Here is a 14,860-nt window from a genome sequence, read left to right on the forward strand (position 1 = left end):
CTTACGATGCAATTAAATACCAGACAGGCCCGGATTTTTAAGCTTGCCAACTTACTGGGCACCGGCAAGCCCGTTTCCGCTGCCGACATTATAACCAGTCTGGAATGCTCAGAGCCGACATTAACCCGGGCCCTCAAAGAGCTACGCGAGTCATATTCTGCGGAGATCAAATACAGCAAGGCAGGTCATTCCTACCATCTCGTTAATCCGGGCCAGCTGGATAAAAAGACCCTTCGCCGGATGAATGAAGCGCTCGCACAGAATGCTGAACTGAAAACCGGTGAGTCTACAGGGAAGGTCGTACTCGATAAGGATAAAAAAACAGCCGTGTCCTTATCGCTACGCATGCGGATCTTAAGAAAAATTGACCGTCTGGCTGCGCTGAGTGGCTCGACCCGAAGTGAAGCGGTAGAGAAGCTGGCTCTGCACTCCGTTGACGAACTGATAAAAGAATACAGCGCTAAAAAGTCCTGACGCTAAATCTCAGACCGGGGTGAAAACCCCGGTTTTGTCATATTTTACCTCTGTATTGGCGTGACGTAGTTTTGATCTATTCTCCTCCCGCAATGCCAGCAGCGCCTTACTGACTACAAAACCTGGTGTCTTGACATCCTCTTGTGCTACACATCAATCTTTGGGCGTTTTACACTCCATTCATGCAGATCTGTGATGTATGATGAATTTCATACATAAGACAGTTTATTTGTCCGAGTTTTTTCAGAAATCTTATATTCCAGTCCGGTCTGAATTATTTTTCTGTTGATAAGAGGCCATTCACATGTCGGTAATTCTATGGTGGTTAACTTATTTCTTTAATGCCGCTTCTGAGTATTTAATCTCCACCCGACAGATGTCGTGCCGTTTTATCAAATCAACAAACCCTGGCCTCTTCCTGAAACTACTCTCCTCTTCCGATCTCTTAAGAAGGAATTACATTTGAGACGCTTACCCGTATATCTGCTACTCGACACGTCCGGCTCTATGCACGGAGAGCCTATCGAAGCGGTTAAAAATGGCGTTCAGACGCTGCTTACCACGCTGAAACAGGATCCGTATGCACTCGAAACGGCTCACGTGTCAGTGATCACCTTTGATTCTTCAGCCCGACAGGCAGTCCCCCTGACAGACCTCCTGAGTTTCCAGATGCCAGCACTAACAGCCAGCGGCACCACGTCTCTTGGCGAAGCGCTTTCCCTCACGGCCAGCTCCATTGCCAAAGAAGTACAGAAAACGACGGCTGACACTAAAGGTGACTGGCGTCCCCTTGTATTCCTGATGACGGATGGAAGTCCGAATGATGACTGGCGTAAAGGCCTGAATGACTTTAAAGCGGCCAGAACCGGCGTTGTTGTGGCATGTGCAGCCGGGCATGATGCCGATACCAGCGTCCTCAAAGAAATCACTGAAATCGTGGTTCAGCTCGATACAGCTGACAGTTCGACGATTAAAGCTTTCTTTAAATGGGTCAGTGCGAGCATTTCGGTAGGCAGTCAGAAAGTGGAGTCCAGCAAAAAAGAAGTGATCGGTCTTGAAGACCTGCCACCGCCGCCGCCAGAAGTAAATGTGGTCTTATAATTTTATTGATTAAGGGGATATCATGTCTGTCAGTCTGAGCAAAGGCCAGGGCGTAAGCCTGAAAAAAAATGAATACGATCTCTCGTCCGTTACTATCGGCCTCGGTTGGGATATTAATGAGGAAAAGAAAGGTTTTCTCGGCGGGATCTTTGGTAAAAAAGAAGAAGAATACGACCTTGATGTGATCGCTTTCCTGTGTAATTCAGCCGGAAAGGTGACCGATCTCGGCAATGTGGAAAATGGTAAACCAACGCTTGTGAATGGCGATATCATCTTTTTCAACAGCCTTCGCCATAAGTCAGGCAATATCTGGCTGACGGGCGATAACCGAACCGGAGCCGGTGACGGTGACGATGAGCAAATTATTGTGCGCCTGAATTCCCTTGACGCTCAGTACGAGAAAATTGTGTTCATCGTTCAGATCTACAATGGTGAAAAGCTCCAGCAGCACTTTGGTAAAGTTCAGAATGCCTTCATCCGGGCAGTAGATGCCCGTAATATTGAAATGGCACGATTCGATCTTTCTGGCGGACCCGCCTTCGCCAGCCAGCGCTCCATGGTCTTTGCCGAGCTGATACGCGAGGCTACAGGCTGGAAACTCAGGGCAATTGGTGAGCCTTCAGAATCAGATTCGTTTGTCTCGCACCTGAGGAATTACATGTGATGCGCCGCCTGCCTGTTTACCTTGTTATCGACACATCCGGCTCGATGCGCGGTGAGTCAATCCATTCCGTTAACGTTGGAATTCAGGCGATGCTTAGCGCTCTTCGCCAGGATCCCTACGCCCTCGAAAGCGTTCATATCTCCATTATCACCTATGACAATGAGGCGCGTGAGTTCATTCCTCTCACGCCGCTGGAAGACTTCCAGTTTTCTGACATCGTTGTGCCAAGCGCAGGCGGGACGTTCACCGGTGCTGCCCTTGAATGTCTGATGCAGTGTGTTGAACGGGATGTACGTCGCTCAGATGGTGATACCAAAGGAGACTGGCGTCCTCTGGTATTCCTGATGACTGATGGAACCCCTTCTGATGCCCTGGCGTACGGTGAAGCGGTAAAAGCGATTCGCGGCCGGGGATTCGGATCCATCATTGCCTGCGCCGTTGGTCCTAAAGCAGGCCATGAGCACTTAAAACAGCTCACCGATAAGGTTGTGTCTCTGGAGACGCTAGATTCAACCGCGTTTGCAGGTTTCTTTAAATGGGTATCGGCCAGCGTGTCTTCCGGCAGCACAAGCGCGGGGATTAATAACGGAACTGATACCCTTCCCCCTCCTCCACCAGAAATCCAGCTGGTGCTCTGACAGACAGAAAGGTGCTGTTTCCGGGCAGCACCTTTCTGTACAGCAACGTTTTCTGCTGGCCGTACCAGCCGTACGAGGAAAATTATGAGACGCCTTCCCGTGTTTTTTGTCCTGGACTGTTCAGAGTCCATGATTGGTGAAAACCTGAAAAAAATGACTGATGGTCTGCAAATGATCGTCGGAGATTTAAGAAAGGATCCACACGCACTTGAAACAGCCTGGGTCTCGGTAATCGCATTTGCCGGTGTAGCCCGTACGATTGTACCTCTTCACGAAATTGCCTCGTTCTACCCTCCCCGCCTTCCCGTTGGCGGCGGTACGAGCCTTGGAGCTGCATTGCGTGAGCTGACCGTGCAAATTGATACCCAGGTCAGAAAAACCACTCATGAGGCTAAAGGCGACTGGAAACCCGTCGTGTATCTCCTTACCGACGGACGTCCGACTGACGACACAACCGCAGAAGTGAAGCGCTGGAAGGATCACTACGCGAGTAAAGTGAATCTCATTGCCGTTGGCCTGGGGCCGTCAGCGGACCTGAATATCCTGCGGCAACTGACAGAGAATGTCATGCTGTTCACCGAATCTCAGGAAGGGGACTTTACCCGCTTCATCAAATGGATCACGGCCTCGGTTACGGCGCACAGCCGCAGCGTCGGGGACGACAAACAACCTGAGCTCAGCCAGACTGAATACATAGTCCGGCTGGCCAAGGACGAGCCAGTAAAAGCGTACGACGAAAACTGCGTTACGCTTACCGGCCGTTGCAGCAAGACCCGTCGTCCGTACCTGATGAAGTATGAACGGCCACCAGCAAGGGTTTCCGGGCTCGATTTCAGTCTGAACCTGAACAGCTTTAATATTGCCGGATGCTATCCCATCGATGAGGACTATTTTGCGTGGTCAGATGCCACCGCTACCGGTTTGCAGGTAAATACCAGCGAACTGCATGGCGTACCGGGTTGCCCCCACTGCGGTAATGCCAGTGCGTTTGCCCTGTGCTCATGCGGAAAGTTGCTGTGTATTGACGGCCCGGATGACGTGATCTGCCCGTGGTGTGAAACAGGCCTGTCATTCAGCAATGATGGCGGAAACACTAACTTCGACGTAAACAGAGGGAGAGGTTGATGTCGCAAAATGCTTTACTTGAAGAGAAGATTATCCGCTTAGTTCTGTCTGAGCTGGGCCACCCTGTTGAAGGTGAGCGGCTTTTACTTCTATCGCAGGACCCATCCCTTACCGAAGAAATTATGCGGCTTAAAGAGCGGATTGAGAGCCTTGCACAGGGTTTATCTGCGCGGGTTAGCGAAGGTGATAACGACGCAGAGATTGCCGCCTCGTCAGCATCCAGTCTTTCCGATCAGCAACAAACGGTCGTAAGTGTTGCTGATAACCCGGGCATTGACGCTACCGATACATCAGCACTGCAACCCCTGCCAGAAAATGAGCCTCATCCTCCGTTCTGGAAGCTGATGCCTTATTACGAATTTGATAAACCAGCACAGAGGGAAGACGAAAACCTGTCTTCCCTGGTATTAAAACCCGGGCAGATACCGACAGGCCAGCAGCGGGCCAGCTTAGCTGTGCCACCTGCCGTTCCCCCGAGAGCTAAAATAACGATCCCCAACGCCCGCGCAGGCGAACGTTTCTCTTCGCCGGTTGCTATCGTTCTGGGTGAGGGCCAGCAGGCTACTGTCAGGGACGTTGTCTTTCCCCGGAACATTGGCCTGTCTTTTGACAAAGAACAGGAGTTGCTGACAGGTACTCCCACCGAAAGCGGCGATATAGAGCTTTCAGTAATCTGGTCATGCACGTCGCACGACGAATGTGAAACAAAACAGCTATTTATAATCAATCCCGATCCGAGAAGCCTGTGGAAGGTGGTAGAGCCACCAGCAGACGCTCCCTACCCTAAGTCCCATCTGGACGCTGCTGGCCTGGTCAGGGGTGATATACGTATTGCTGCCGCCAGTCGCCGGGGACGCTCTCATGAGCATGCCGGAAGCTTCAGAGATGACGACTTCTACATCAACCACTGCCAGGAAACAGGATGGTCTGTCATGCTGGTCGCAGACGGAGCCGGTAGTGCGGTAAATTCCCGGGAAGGCTCCCGGATTGCAGTCAAAACGGCTGGCGATTACCTTTTAAATCAGCTCAGTGGTGTGAAAGGCGTCCATTTAAAGCAGCACATCACGGCGTGGGAAGGGAGCGATCAGCAGGCAACAATAAACGCCATGCTTCATCATTTTAAACAGGCAGCTACGCTCGCGGTCAACAGTATCCAGAACGAAGCCATTTGTGCAGAACAACCTGTGAAATCCTATTCAACAACCCTTCTGGCAACTGTAGCGCTACGAACTGATAACGAGCTGTTTGCGGCTGCATTCTGGCTTGGTGATGGTGCGATAGGTGCATACAGCCCTTCCGGTAAAGTCAGGATACTGGGAAATCCCGATAGCGGAGAATACGCAGGACAAACCCGTTTCCTTGACCAGAGCATTATCGCAGACCCCTCGTTTAGCGGCCGCATCAGCGTGGGTAAATGGAATGATGTATCTCACTTGATCCTCATGACAGACGGCGTCTCAGACCCTCTGTTTGAGACGGATAATGGGCTTCGCAGTGACGAAAAATGGACCCGTCTCGTTGATGAGCTCAACCCTGTCCTTACAGACGCCAGTATTGCGCCTGAGAGGTTAGGCGACTGGCTTAACTTTTTCTCCACAGGGAACCATGATGACCGCACTATTGCGGTGTTGTGGTAAGGGATACGCTTTTTCGGTGATCAATATGGCAAATATCGTTACGTGCAAAACAAAGGACGGCGAAACAGTCCAGTATGTTGACGAGGTAATTGGTTCGGGCTCGATGAAGGATGTTTACTTTTCGCCTGATAAATCATACGTCGTCGCTTTTTATCATAAACCGCAGAACGAGCAGGCCCGGGATCGGATTGATATGATCACCGGACGCTACAGGCAAAACATTTTTGGCCAGTCCGGAGGTGAATACTGGAAGGACCTGTTTTGCTGGCCGACCCATGTTGTTGAGCATGGGCATAAAATCGGCATCGTGGTTCCAACCTACAAAAGCTACTTTTTCTTTAAATACGGCTCTAAAAACGATGATTTTCTTGGCATAAAAGGTCGTGAAAAGGAAGGCAAATGGTTTGCCAGCGCCAGCAACCAGAACAAATTTCTCGACCCACGTGAACGAGGCAATACGCTTACCTATCTCAAGGTCTGTCTGCTGCTGACAAGAGCCGTCAGAAGGATGCATGCGGCAGGTCTCTGTCACAGCGATCTAAGCTATAAAAACGTGCTTATCGATCCAGAAATGGGACATGCCTGCATCATTGACGTAGACGGCCTGGTTGTCCCTGGAAAGTATCCTCCCGACGTGGTGGGCACCCCGGATTTTATCGCTCCGGAAGTGGTGAAAACCAGTCATCTTTCCAAAGAGGATCCGAACCGCGTATTGCCAAGCATTACTACTGACCGTCATGCGCTGTCGGTGCTTATCTACATGTATCTGTTCTTCCGTCATCCGCTACGTGGCGGAAAAATACATGACATGTCGGATGAAGTACGTGATGAGACCTTATCTATGGGTGAGAAGGCACTCTTCATTGAACATCCGACAGACAAAAGCAATGCAGTCAAAGTCAGTCAGCTATCGTCCTTTTCACTGCCCTGGGCTGACCCGGAGAAAATTCCTTACACCATCATGGGCCCTTATCTGACACCTTTGTTTGAGCGCGCCTTTATAGATGGCTTACACGATGCCACTAAACGCCCGACCGCCGATGAGTGGGAAAGCGCCCTGGTTAAAACAGTCGATCTGATACAGCCCTGCCAGAACAAGGCGTGTGAACAGAAATGGTACGTTTTCTCGGGTAAGACAAAGCCGGTTTGTCCCTACTGCGGTACGCCATACAAGGGTAAATTACCGGTTCTAAATTTATATTCTTCCCGAAAGGAAGGCAGTTATCGTCCTGACGACCACCGGTTGATGGTGTGGAGCGGGCAGTCAATCTATGCGTGGCATGTGAATCGCCTCATTGCGCCAAATGAGCGTACAACCGATTTGCAAAGGAAACGAGTTGGGTATTTTGTTTTCCATAACGATCAGTGGTGGTTAGTAAATGAAGGCATAAATGGGCTTATGTCATTACCGGATAAACGACAGATTGCCATTGGGGAAAAAATTGAACTGACGAATAACGCTCAGTTTGTTCTGTCAAAGGAGGAAGGCGGCAGGCTGGTCGTCGTTCAGTTAGTAGAAAACTAACGGACGCCCATAACGACTAAAACGTTCTGGCAGCATACTGAACCTGTTTAATGAATCACTATATTAAGCTGTGTCAAATTTAAGCTGCCAGAAAAACTGACTGTCTGTGCCGGATATGCGGTACACCTCCTGCGGCAAGGGTTTAATGCGCAAAGCCCAATTTATTTATAAGAGTGAATAGTTTTGTGGCTCTACCCTGCCGCTCTCCTTTCCTGTGTCATGGTTTTTAACATCTGAAATACTGACATTGTTAAGCCGGTGATTGTATAAGGCGATGCGGACAATCTCATGAAGATATTCAAGTTCGTTTTGTGTCAAGGACTGGCCTTCCTGGGTTTTTGAAATCATTTCCTGCCAGCAGATCAGTCTTTCGTAACTGACATGTTCGCTGTTTTCCAGGCAGTGCAACCTGAAATAGCGAAGGAACAAAGGAAATTCATCGGTCTGAGCGATGTCATAAGCCCGAACCGTTAACCTACACAGACATACAATCGTATCCTGCTGTAACCTGACTAACGCGTTATGACTGCCCGGAAGGATATCAGGCAATTTCATCTTACAGTCAGCAAGGCGCTGAAGAAGAGGCCCTTCCTCTGAAGGCTCCCGTCCCCGATACTCCTGAAGAGGTTCAGATTCAAGTTCATGCATTAATGGATGATATAGCCATTCCCGGGAACTGGTCTCATCAATGATCAGGCTTTCAATGCACTCACTGTATGTTGTTTTACGTCGCCCGAGCTGCACCTGACTGATTTCATATTCAATATCTGGAAGATCGATACGCAATGCGGCAACTCTTTCGGAAGGATGAAGGTGGTCAAAGGTTAACTTCGCAGAAATGCTACGATCCCTGTCCAGAAAGACGGCCACACATAAATCATTAACCTTTACGAACAGATCAGCTGTGCCTCCGAACATACTGCCGCTTCCAATAACCTCATTCAGTGAAACCGGCCCACCATCGTCGCCAGCGAGAAGATTTGGGAAACCAAGAACCTGGTGCTCGTTGATGACTTCAATAATTTTTCCCCGGATGGCTTCCATCAGACCATCACAGTCACCGGCTACAGCAGTACTGTGTGAGAAATGCCAAAGCTTGACCTCCCCCTGCTTTGCTAACAGATCAGTTTTGCAAGCGGGGCAGATGCAGTTACAGTCGATACCCCGGCTGACCTCTGTAATATCTAAAAAGAGTCCTGATTCTCTCTGGAGTCCAAATGGAATACCAAATGTGTAACTCTTACGCATGGCTGCACCCCGTTTTTGATAATTATTCAAACTATATCCGAAATAACGGAGGAGGATTTCTGTAAAACGAATTAAAAGAAATGATTTTTTAGTTTTCCAGATTAATGTTTGACAAGAATCAAATGAGAGCCTTACAAATATGGAGAGAGAAGTTTAGGTAAAGTAACTTTTATCACAACTTCTAAAATTAAGGAGAATATCGGATGTATTTAGCAGTGGGCTTGGCTTATGATTAAAGTCTTTCTCCGAACTTAATAAGAAAGTTAAAAAGACAGGCTATTACAGTGCCTTTAGCCCCGAAAGGGGCATAAACTATTTTCAAATCCAGACACAGTCTTTTTGTTGTGCCAATATCAATAATTACTCGCGAACAAAGGTCCACACACTCGCAGGAACTTTGTCATATAACTTTTTCATTGTCAGTTCAGCTTTACGATGATCATAAGCACCAGAAATTTCAAGAGAGGCGACACCCGAGTTTTTTTCACATAACCTTTCAAATACTTTTTCGAGCGTTTCGAACGAACTACACTTACGGAATTTCATTAAATAAGACTGCTTTGTGTCAGACATAATCAACCTTCTTTAGACAGGCCTCAACTGGCCAGGGATAATCTTAATATCATTTTTCACTTAAGCCTAACGATTTCACAACCTTTTTCGTTGTTTCCACCCTGTTCATAACCAGGTACATGAGTGCTAAAATGACTGTAAATAAAACCAGTGTATCCCGGTGAGCAGGATGAAGAATCAATCAGTGATCAGACAGTTTTCGGAAAGCGAATTGCATCAGCAGCTGGAAACGTTCGGCAACCATGATAAACAGCTTTCACGCTTGATCCGTTACTTTTCCCATCTGAGATACAACACAGCTAAAACCTATCTGCACTGGCTACGAGTATGGAACGAATGGTATCAGGCGAATGCCCGGTTGCATACAGACTGGCCAGTAAGTTCGCTCCCCGTGTCTGAGGAAGCTCTGCTGGCGTTTATGGGGCATCTTGAAGGCAAATTGTCACGAAGCAGCATAAACAGCTGTCTTCAGGCCTTAAACAGTATCCATAAAAAAGGGCTTAACCTGCCCGGGATTATTACGTCTGAAGCATGGTACATGCTGGAAGCCTTAAAACAATCGGAAGCCCGGAAGCGAAAGACGACTAAACAGGCAACTCCCTTTCTTATTGGCGATCTCAAGGCTCTGATAAAGTTACGCAGTACTACAAACTCAGTTCGTAAGCTTCGTGACCTGTGCCTGATCTGGACAGGCTTTGAAACACTGCTCCGTTCATCCGAAATTCGCCGTATACGTCTGAAAGATCTGTCTCTGGATAGTATGACCGGTGAATTTAACCTGACGGTATACCGTACAAAAACGAACATCAGTACACTTCTTACCTACCGGCTGACACGTCAGTTAACTAACTGCCTCTTGAGATTGATGAACCTTGTGAAAATGGATCAGCACAGTCATCCGGATGAATACCTTTTCCAGGCCGTAAATTTCCATGATACAGGCTATATGCCACCCGGCTGGAAGCTTCGGAGTAAAGGGAATGAGCTATCTGAGCTTCTTAAACGGCATAACCTGCCCTACCGTGCTAAACAAAGTCTTCTGAACGATGAAGATGAGGAAGACACTGTGGACGATGCCGGTATGCTCAGCAAAAATTCCCTTTTACGGGCATTTAAAGAAATGTGGAATGAGCTTTATCCAAATGAGACTAAAACCCGTTACTGGACAGGGCACAGCGTTCGTGTAGGCGGTGCGATACAGCTGGATATTGAAGGTTACTCGCTACCACAGATTATGGAAATGGGGAACTGGTCGAATGAAGAAATGGTTATGCGCTACATTCGCAATATTGAAGCTGGTAAAAAAGCCATGATCAAGCTTATGCGAAATGCCTTTGATGAATAGCGCCCTCACGGGCGCATAACTTTATTTTTTCTTGAACGGGTTAAGTCTGGTGAGATTAGAGAGTGCCCCTCCCGGAGGCAAAATTCCCGTCCTTTTATATTTGTACACGCCATTTAATTTCATTGTCTGGATTCCAAGATTAATAAGCGTGACAAGTTTAAGGGTATACAGGAGTGTAAATTGGGGAGCAACCTGAATAAAAACTAATAACAAGCCTGCACACATTACACGTAGCCATGCCGCGTACTCCATGCTCAGCGGACGCTTGAAATAGAATCTTTCGAGCAAATCAACTGTCTTATTACTGATCCACGCCGCCGCCACTGAGAGTAACAACACGATGCACACCATAATGCCCAGTTCCATTTTCACTCCCTTCTCTTTTAGTCTGTTTAAGTTGAGGCTTAGCCACAGTAGTTTTGTTTTTTGCTTTTTTCTTAGGTTTGGTATGGTGAAACAGAAAACAATCCACCATTACCCAACCATTTTTATATCGAGCCACCAGCATCTTCTGGCTGGGGTAATGAGCATGAAACAGCATTTTCACGTCCATGGTGCCCATCAACGACTGTTTGCGCTTTAGCTCATCCTCAGCCATCTGAAATTCTTGTAAGAATTCTGAAGACAGACGCTGACGCAGAATTCTTATGGCACTGGAGTTTTCATCATTCTTTGCCAGGTGCCCGAAGCGTACAAGTGCCTTGTGGGTTATCTGGATGGGTCCCAGATGAGAGCTGAGCTGTTCGTACTGCCAGAAGTAGGTCAAATCCACCTTAACCCAGCTGATGCTGTCCAGCAGAGCCTCGTTCATGATGGTTCCGGACATAGGTACCATTGTCAGCCTGGCCAGACGCATATGTATGTAGTCCGTAAGCAACCTCAGCGACTCAGGAACGTTTTTATTGAGTAGGAGATGCTGAAGCACCGGGGTTGCGGTCTGCCAACACAGATTGCGCCCGTCAGGCAGGAAAGCAAACTTTTGATCGTCAGGCGCAGAGTTCGAAGCGTTTTCCTTACGAAGCAAAAAATAATGGCCGCACAGCAGCTCTGCTCTTACCTGGTCCTCGTCAGGGTCATGTCGGGCTTTACTTAGATCAACGGTTAGCACAACGCGGTTAATCGCATCAGCGTGATATTTTTTTACCCAGACGCAGACACGATAGAGACGCTCATCGATTTTCTGGCTGGCTGTGGAAATCCATTGCATTGTTGTTCCTTAATTTTCGGGGCTGACAATGAAAATGCCCAGCTCAGCCCCCGGCACGAGTTCTGTATATTTCAGGCTCAGCTTCCGTTGGTTGGACGGACCCTGGCTGTTTTCAGGAGCCCAGTCAGAGAGCGTTTTTAATTGAGGTATGTTGCCTGCTGCGAAAATGGGCAAGGATGCTTTTACTACTGAATAATCAGTCTCAGCATATTTATTCCCGTTTCGTTCCTGCCCTTCAGGCCTAAATGCAAAAATGTGAGCAATCGGAACAGGGAAAGAGTTAGTTCGACAAAGGCGATAAGATTCGCCCTGCTTCAGTGGGTGAAATTCAAGACGGTGTAAAGCCTTATCGATATTAGACACGACATTCAAATTGGTAGTTGCTACATTTTTTACTTCTGAGGCTCTCCTGCGCTCCAACAAACTCACAAGTTGCTCTGCTGTTTTAACTTCCTGGTTTCGGTTTAGCCGCCATGAAAAAGTAACTTTTTTAAGCTGGGACTTGATGAAAAGGATATTTCTTGTTGAGTGCATAGCGACAAGGCCCGGGAGCTTCTTGTGCACTTTATCAAAACGGACATTCTTTTTATTATCGATACGCCTCATTGCCGCAGCAAAATCATTTTTTGCTTCGTTTATAGAAGTGATCAAGCTTTCGAGAAGATCTGCTCTTTCGGGGACAATGATTAGACCCGGGTATTTAGTGGTTACTTTGGTGGAATCATGACTTAATGACTCTATGTCATCCACACAGATGTCAGTAAGTGCCTGAATAATTTCCTCAACCGAAGCATCGTCTTTAATACTAACCCTGATGGGTTTAACCTGCTTCAAGCGCTCTTCTGTTCTAGATACGGTGGAGACAGTCATCAGGTTTGCCATCATCGGGGGGGTGTTCGAAAGAAAACACTTGAGCGAGTCGATGCGTTCCAGAATCTGGTCACGAAAATAGGGCAAATCGTCATAACTCATACGTTTCTCCAGGCTCATGTTATTTCCAATCAATTTTGCTGCCCAGGCTGACCTTGCAGAACATAAATGTCATGTAAACCTCTAAAGAAGTCATTTTGAAACAGCTTTCACAGCATGCGATTTATGTTCGATAGGGCTCATGAACAAAGGATGATAATGGAGACGCCATGGATAGTGGATAGTCTTACCCACCTGGGTGATCCGATTGAGGCGAAAACGACCATTTATACAGTCAACTGACCAAAGCCCGGGAGAAACTAACCTCTTCCAGCGGTAAAAAGAGAAACCTGCAACACAGAGGTCATGCTCCAGGAAATGTTGAGTTTCGACGACGCGAACTTTTATCAAAAACCCCAGCATTGGCGAAAACCAGATCAACAACCATGTTGGCGGCAGGATGACTTTGTTCAGGAGATGATCTGTCATAAGCAAGGCAGATAACATCAGAAAACTGATAGTCAACCACAGGGCCATCCAACCGGCCCATACGCGGCTCTGACAGGGTTTCCATTCGAGAAGAAAAAGTTTTTTATGCATTCTGCCCCGCCTAATTTTAATGTATTGCCGAAGTATGCTGCATCATGATGGTGGTGCGGGGAAAGATTTCAAACTTCCACAATTCTGAAGCCGTGTTCCAACCATGAAAGATCCCGTCTCCACAGCGAGTGTTAAAAGCAAGAATTTCATCCCTGACCTGGTAAGCGAGCACTTCTGGCATATCAATAAACTCAGGTAAGGAAAGAAGAATTCCATGGATAACTTCTCCGGTTAACTTACTCATAACCTCTTCCTCAGACAGGGCAGCGTCCGGGAACAAACACAACGGAAGTGAAAAACAACATAGGTCAAGACCAATAGCAGCCCTTCCTGCGTCGTAGCCTTCTTCATTAACGACAAAACGAAAGAATTTTTCTGTCTCACCCCGTAATGATGACGGTCCTTCAGACGGAACTTCAATACCACTGAAGACTTTATCGGTCCAGTTGGTAAAAGGACTGGTGAAAACCCAACAAATTAAGGATAACGCCAGCTCTTCCTTAAACATACGTTCAGTGCCGGTAGTTCTGGAAAGTTGCTTTTGAGTACTCATGTTTTACCTGTTGCATGAAATTATTGATGTTATATAAACACAACCGGCATTTTATCTAATAGGTTTGAAAACACTAAAAATCGCAAATGCTGGTACCTTTCTGTTTTAAGAGATTTTCAAGGTAAAGTGAGGCTAGATCAATTGGCTGGTTCTCTTCAAGACAGGCTCGCACAAGATCTTCAATAGAGACCGAATCAACCCCCCTTCCCTGTAAAATTTCTTTAGCAGATGCCAGCGTTTTATGAACGCTTCGACTTAGTTGTAATCTGACTTGTGTGCGGGTATCAAAAAGACAATCTTCTGTGACACTTTGTGAAACGGTTCTACTCATTGAAAAATCACTCCATTTCTGGGATCGAATGAAAATTAACAGCTATAGATGTATCAGGTTTCCCATTTTCTACGATACTCAACCACGTACGCGCTGAGATTTGTTGTTCACAGACGAGTATGTAACCTGTTCCCTGTTGATGATGTAGCTCAAGAGCTTTTAGGATAGGCTCTGAATGAGGTCCGAGAGCATCACGCGTGTGAATAAGCGTTTGCTCTGGCAATACGTTGCTAAGCATAGACAGCAGAACATTACGCTCATCCTCATTATCCGACAAAACAAGAATTATACGAAAACCCGTTTTTATACGAAATCTGATTTCTGAAACTAACTTTCTTAATCTTAATTTATATATGACCAGGCGGAATCGAGTCATCAGTAAAGAGACCACTGTGAAGATAACGATTACTGCGCCATATTTTGACCTGTAGAACCACCAGTTAAGGCCTCCAGCAACTATCAGGATTAACATTAAAATTAAACTCCCATAGAAAAAAAGTGCTGGGTAGCGAGTTGTCTTTCCTTCAATTAGTGCTGAGGCAAATATCAAAATGGATATTCCGTAAATTACCCAGTCAAAAATACTTTCTCCAATCATTCTTTAGTGAACATCCTTAAAAGTGGAAATGTAGGTTTATGGGTTTATGCATTTTCCTGATGGCCTTGACAACCAAGGATTTCACAGAAATTGTCACAGTGTGAAGCTGTAACAAAGCGCTCTCCACGTTCGAATCGCTCAACCAAATCCTTTCTTACTTCACTTCCAGGTTTCTGGAAGATGTACTCAAACTGGAGATCCTCGGCCGTTGAAAGTAGTCGTTCTATGCTGAAATCAACATGGTAAAAGCAAAACTGATTATCAACCGGGGGAAAGTTGCTTTTGGTACTGTTCTCGTTTTTGGATTTTAGTTCATTCATGAGCTCTCCTTG

18 protein-coding genes are annotated in these 14,860 nt (G+C 46.9%); 8 read left to right on the forward strand and 10 right to left on the reverse strand.

Translation table 11 applies throughout. From position 1 onward, the window contains the following. Positions 1-6 precede the first annotated feature (6 nt). The 7 genes from terW (at position 7) to CHU32_RS23690 (ending at position 7,164) form a co-directional block, all read left to right on the forward strand. Positions 7-474 (forward strand): tellurium resistance protein TerW, encoded by a 468-nt coding sequence (gene terW / locus CHU32_RS23660; protein WP_001176767.1) that lies wholly within the window; start codon positions 7-9, stop codon positions 472-474. A gap of 462 nt (positions 475-936) precedes the next feature. Next, positions 937-1,575: a vWA domain-containing protein gene (locus CHU32_RS23665; RefSeq protein WP_001253657.1), complete on the forward strand. Its 639-nt coding sequence runs from the start codon at positions 937-939 to the stop codon at positions 1,573-1,575. Positions 1,576-1,597: 22 nt separating this feature from the next. Further along, positions 1,598-2,239, forward strand: a complete 642-nt coding sequence (locus CHU32_RS23670; RefSeq protein ID WP_000116681.1) for a TerD family protein — start codon at positions 1,598-1,600, stop codon at positions 2,237-2,239. After that, positions 2,239-2,877: a vWA domain-containing protein gene (locus tag CHU32_RS23675; protein ID WP_001253658.1), complete on the forward strand. Its 639-nt coding sequence runs from the start codon at positions 2,239-2,241 to the stop codon at positions 2,875-2,877. Before CHU32_RS23670 ends, CHU32_RS23675 begins: the two co-directional genes overlap by 1 nt. An 84-nt stretch (positions 2,878-2,961) precedes the next feature. Beyond that, positions 2,962-4,002 carry a TerY-C metal binding domain-containing protein gene (locus CHU32_RS23680; RefSeq protein WP_001253656.1) on the forward strand — a complete coding sequence of 347 codons (1,041 nt, stop codon included), beginning with the start codon at positions 2,962-2,964 and terminating at the stop codon, positions 4,000-4,002. After that, the gene (locus CHU32_RS23685; RefSeq protein WP_000081059.1) at positions 4,002-5,639 is read left to right on the forward strand and encodes a PP2C family serine/threonine-protein phosphatase; all 1,638 of its coding nucleotides are present in this window, start codon (positions 4,002-4,004) and stop codon (positions 5,637-5,639) included. Before CHU32_RS23680 ends, CHU32_RS23685 begins: the two co-directional genes overlap by 1 nt. 25 nt (positions 5,640-5,664) lie before the next feature. Then, positions 5,665-7,164: a helix-hairpin-helix domain-containing protein gene (locus CHU32_RS23690; protein ID WP_001284318.1), complete on the forward strand. Its 1,500-nt coding sequence runs from the start codon at positions 5,665-5,667 to the stop codon at positions 7,162-7,164. A 165-nt stretch (positions 7,165-7,329) separates the two neighbouring features. Here CHU32_RS23690 and CHU32_RS23695 read toward each other — a convergent pair whose 3' ends face one another. Together CHU32_RS23695 and CHU32_RS23700 are read right to left on the reverse strand one after the other, a co-directional pair. Next, positions 7,330-8,412: a competence protein CoiA family protein gene (locus tag CHU32_RS23695; protein WP_001232447.1), complete on the reverse strand. Its 1,083-nt coding sequence runs from the start codon at positions 8,410-8,412 to the stop codon at positions 7,330-7,332. Between the two features lie 360 nt (positions 8,413-8,772). After that, positions 8,773-8,985 (reverse strand): Hha/YmoA family nucleoid-associated regulatory protein, encoded by a 213-nt coding sequence (locus tag CHU32_RS23700; protein WP_001285422.1) that lies wholly within the window; start codon positions 8,983-8,985, stop codon positions 8,773-8,775. Positions 8,986-9,154: 169 nt separating this feature from the next. On the opposite strand from CHU32_RS23700, the gene CHU32_RS23705 reads away from it, so the two are divergent. After that, on the forward strand, positions 9,155-10,330 hold the full coding sequence (locus CHU32_RS23705; RefSeq protein WP_000795949.1) for a tyrosine-type recombinase/integrase: 1,176 nt from the start codon (positions 9,155-9,157) through the stop codon (positions 10,328-10,330). Between the two features lie 21 nt (positions 10,331-10,351). Here CHU32_RS23705 and CHU32_RS28675 read toward each other — a convergent pair whose 3' ends face one another. The 8 genes from CHU32_RS28675 to CHU32_RS23745 all read right to left on the reverse strand — a co-directional run bounded on the left by CHU32_RS28675 (position 10,352) and on the right by CHU32_RS23745 (position 14,848). Continuing rightward, positions 10,352-10,696, reverse strand: a complete 345-nt coding sequence (locus CHU32_RS28675; protein ID WP_001805195.1) for a hypothetical protein — start codon at positions 10,694-10,696, stop codon at positions 10,352-10,354. Beyond that, the gene (locus CHU32_RS23715; protein ID WP_001198595.1) at positions 10,632-11,537 is read right to left on the reverse strand and encodes a hypothetical protein; all 906 of its coding nucleotides are present in this window, start codon (positions 11,535-11,537) and stop codon (positions 10,632-10,634) included. Before CHU32_RS23715 ends, CHU32_RS28675 begins: the two co-directional genes overlap by 65 nt. 9 nt (positions 11,538-11,546) lie before the next feature. After that, the gene (locus CHU32_RS23720; RefSeq protein WP_000119428.1) at positions 11,547-12,509 is read right to left on the reverse strand and encodes a DNA replication terminus site-binding protein; all 963 of its coding nucleotides are present in this window, start codon (positions 12,507-12,509) and stop codon (positions 11,547-11,549) included. Positions 12,510-12,599: 90 nt separating this feature from the next. Further along, entirely contained in the window at positions 12,600-13,046 is a 447-nt protein-coding gene (locus CHU32_RS23725) for a hypothetical protein (RefSeq protein WP_000549069.1), read from the reverse strand. A 16-nt stretch (positions 13,047-13,062) separates the two neighbouring features. After that, positions 13,063-13,599, reverse strand: coding sequence for a hypothetical protein (locus tag CHU32_RS23730; RefSeq protein ID WP_000107167.1), 537 nt, complete (start codon positions 13,597-13,599; stop codon positions 13,063-13,065). Positions 13,600-13,672: 73 nt separating this feature from the next. After that, positions 13,673-13,930: a hypothetical protein gene (locus CHU32_RS23735; RefSeq protein WP_001371933.1), complete on the reverse strand. Its 258-nt coding sequence runs from the start codon at positions 13,928-13,930 to the stop codon at positions 13,673-13,675. A 7-nt stretch (positions 13,931-13,937) separates the two neighbouring features. After that, positions 13,938-14,528, reverse strand: coding sequence for a hypothetical protein (locus tag CHU32_RS23740; RefSeq protein ID WP_000578891.1), 591 nt, complete (start codon positions 14,526-14,528; stop codon positions 13,938-13,940). Positions 14,529-14,572: 44 nt separating this feature from the next. After that, positions 14,573-14,848 (reverse strand): hypothetical protein, encoded by a 276-nt coding sequence (locus CHU32_RS23745; protein WP_001004200.1) that lies wholly within the window; start codon positions 14,846-14,848, stop codon positions 14,573-14,575. Between the last annotated feature and the right edge of the window lie 12 nt (positions 14,849-14,860).

Origin of the sequence: Superficieibacter electus (assembly GCF_002915575.1) — a bacterium.
In the GTDB taxonomy this organism is placed as follows: Bacteria; Pseudomonadota; Gammaproteobacteria; order Enterobacterales; family Enterobacteriaceae; genus Superficieibacter; species Superficieibacter electus.